The organism is Paenibacillus sp. Mc5Re-14 (genome assembly GCF_001049835.1).
In the GTDB taxonomy this organism is placed as follows: domain Bacteria; phylum Bacillota; class Bacilli; order Paenibacillales; family Paenibacillaceae; genus Paenibacillus; species Paenibacillus polymyxa_C.
Window position 1 is genome coordinate 5461502 of the sequence record NZ_CVPD01000001.1, and the last position, 2848, is coordinate 5464349.

A 2848-nucleotide genomic window follows, 5' to 3' on the forward strand; every position below is an offset into this window, starting at 1 on the left:
TCATCCTCCTCTCCAAGTATCCTTAGTTCCCGAACAATTCCTGAATACGTTCCTTGACCTCCGACTGATGAAATGTCAGCTCGTGCATAATGACCTCCTGTGCAACGAATTTCGGCAGCTCCCGCCGTAAAGAACCGACCAGATGATTTTTCAGGGCGACCAAAGAAGCGCGGGGCTTATCCGCAAGTTCCTTCCCAAGCTGCAATGCATAATCCGCAACTTCAGCGCGAGGCAGCACAGGAAACGGAACTCCCCGCTTGCAGAGATCTGCTCCTCGGTAACTGCCCCCGTTCAGCAGCAGCTCCTCCCCCAATGCAAGTCCAAGCTTTTTCGGCACAATCAGCGTCGCTCCCATGCCTGGCGTAAATCCGTAACGCATAAAATTCGTTGTATATACGCTTTCTCTGCTCAAAATAACAAAGTCGGAAAACAACCCCATCACAAAGCCTCCGCCAATTCCGTGACCCTGCATTGCGGCGATGACCGGAATGGGGCAGTCGATGGCGAGGCTGTATACATTCGTATCCGTAAACTTGGCCCTGCCCTCATGAATGGCAAGCAGCCCTTCCTTGGTTCCCCCTGAAGCGAAATAGGAATCATAACCCGTTAAAATAACGGCCTTATAGCTGGTTGAAGAACCGGCATATTGAAAGGCCGCAATCAAAGCCGACATTAACTCCGGCGAAAATGTATTTTTATGGACCCGATCCTGCATCGTAATCCGCAGAACACCGGGGGCAGCCTCCGTTACATCAATTACATCCGACGTCATATCTATCCCTTTCTGCCGTACGCATATCAATCGGCCTCCCAAGGAAATTGCCCCGTTGCCGCAAAACGGCTGATGGCTTGCAGGTTTCCGTAGTCCGAAAATATTTCCCTGTTCCCCGTCAAAGCCGTTTGCCTGAATTGGCCCAGCGAAGCGTACAGCTCGTTCATATATCGCTTGTAGCGGACAATCGCCGGCTTGGATATACGCCGCAGACGCAGCAACAGCTTGCGCAAAGCCTGGCCGTCACCGTCGCAGGCGTCAATCAATCCCCATTCCACCGCTTGCCGCACCGTGACCGGCTGTGTGGTCAGCGTCATATAGTGGGCCCGCTGAAAACCGACCCTTCGGGTCAGAAACGGCAGCACACAGGCAGGATATAAGCCGAACAGCATCTCCGAAAGGCTAAACAGCGCCGTCTCGTCTGCCAGTGCAATGTCGCAGGCTGTCACAAAGCCGATGCCGCCGGCATTGGCTTTGCCCCTGACGTAAGCAACCGAGATGAATGGGCCGCTTGTCAGATGCAGCCATAGATCATACAACGCCTCGGCATCCCCCAACGCCGTATCCGCAGCGGTCATTTGCTTATGGATGTCCTGAAAGTCGGCTCCGAAGCAGAACACTTCCGGCAGCCCTTCTACGACCACTACCGAAGCGGCTTTCTCGCACTCCCGCAAGGCATGTCGGAACTCCGCAGTCAACACATCATTGATGGTATTGTTGGCGGCAGGCCTGCTGATTTGAATAAAATATACCGCCTCTTGCCGGCGGACCCGAATCGTCTCATATGTCATGAGACCCACCTGTACACCCGGTGAAATTCCGATATTTCTTCCAGATACAACCGTTGCCCCCCTCCGCTGGACGCCAGCATGGCCGGCAGATCACCAAGATCCAGCTTCACGTTTCTCGTCCCGAATTTAACCGTATCGCTGGACCTTAGCAGATGGTCATAGTGGGACATGGACAATTTATACCGACGGTTCAAATGTTCGGTAATTTGAAATTTATGCTGAAGCCGCTGTCCTTCGGGCGTGACAATTCCGCTGTAAAATTCCGAACAGCAGCCTGAGCCGTAAGAGAAGCAGCCTACTCTGCGCGGGGCCTCAAACCTGCCGTTGTCCACAGTGCTAGCCAAAGACAGCAGCACCGTCGCCCCGAGGATATTGCCCATCTGCTGGCAATACATCAGTCCCGGAATTACACGTTGTGCAAAATCCGCCTCTATTTCCGCAGGCTTGGCTTTGGTCATCTTCCGCATCATTGAGCGGTGCGCCCCTTTAACCATTCCACCGAAAGGAGTATGAAACGCCAGGTACTGGAATGTATCTCGATAATCCGCATCGGCAACGCGTTCCGCATACTCCAGATAAGTTTTTTCGCAGCAATCCAGATACGAGAGCAACGAAAGATCGGAGTTGCCGGCTTCGCTGTCTGGAATAGGACGGCAAGTATCCATCACTTCATAGCCGTAATAACCGTTTGCACCCACATCGATCTGAAAGACTGCCGGATTTTCACCAACAAGGATGGCAACGGCCCCTGCGCCGGAGCTGGGTTCGACAAAAGACCAGTCGGCCGTCAAAGCCTCGCCGCCGTCAACGGCTATAAAACGCGAAATATCCGTGGCGACGACAAGCGCCTTTGCCCCGGGCGAAGCTTGCGACAAAATAAAATTGACCGCCATTTGGAACCCCGCCGTGCCTGAGTAACAGGCCTGCTTGATTTCGAACATCCGACAATTTCGGCTGAGCCCCAGGTAATGATGAACATAAGTGCTGATGGATTTGCCGAAATCGATTCCCGATTCCGTGCATGTAATCAGCAGCTCGATGCTTTTCTTGTCCGCTTCCGGCAGCGACTCAATTATCGGCTTCGCCGCATTGACAGCAAAGGTCACTGGATCTTCACAGATCAGCGAAACTGCCTTTTCTTTCATCAGTAAGTTATCGAAACGTGTCGTGTCGAGATTGCGGTGCCGCGCCAACTCAAACACATCCAGGTAGGCAGTACCGCCATATACATTCATGGCTTCAATTCCGACCGTCTTCATGATGACCCTCCTTGGTGTTGCGTGTA

The 2848-nt window shown here is 53.0% G+C and carries 3 protein-coding genes; all 3 read right to left on the reverse strand.

Features of this window, described 5'->3' with window-relative positions:
• Nucleotides 1-22: 22 nt before the first annotated feature.
• From BN1546_RS24630 to BN1546_RS24640, 3 genes are read right to left on the reverse strand one after another with little or no spacing between them, the layout of a single operon-like run.
• Nucleotides 23-772: a polyketide synthase gene (locus tag BN1546_RS24630; protein ID WP_090739055.1), complete on the reverse strand. Its 750-nt coding sequence runs from the start codon at nt 770-772 to the stop codon at nt 23-25.
• Between the two features lie 26 nt (nt 773-798).
• Entirely contained in the window at nt 799-1563 is a 765-nt protein-coding gene (locus tag BN1546_RS24635) for an enoyl-CoA hydratase/isomerase (RefSeq protein WP_090739056.1), read from the reverse strand.
• Nucleotides 1560-2822, reverse strand: coding sequence for a hydroxymethylglutaryl-CoA synthase family protein (locus BN1546_RS24640; RefSeq protein WP_090739057.1), 1263 nt, complete (start codon nt 2820-2822; stop codon nt 1560-1562). The genes BN1546_RS24635 and BN1546_RS24640 overlap by 4 nt, the downstream gene beginning before the upstream one ends.
• Nucleotides 2823-2848: the final 26 nt, after the last annotated feature.

Coding starts and splice junctions, on each gene's coding strand:
- BN1546_RS24640 (WP_090739057.1), bottom strand. CDS start 2,822: ATGAAGACGGTCGGAATTGAAGCCATGAATGTATATGGCGGTACTGCC.
- BN1546_RS24630 (WP_090739055.1), bottom strand. CDS start 772: ATGACGTCGGATGTAATTGATGTAACGGAGGCTGCCCCCGGTGTTCTG.
- BN1546_RS24635 (WP_090739056.1), bottom strand. CDS start 1,563: ATGACATATGAGACGATTCGGGTCCGCCGGCAAGAGGCGGTATATTTT.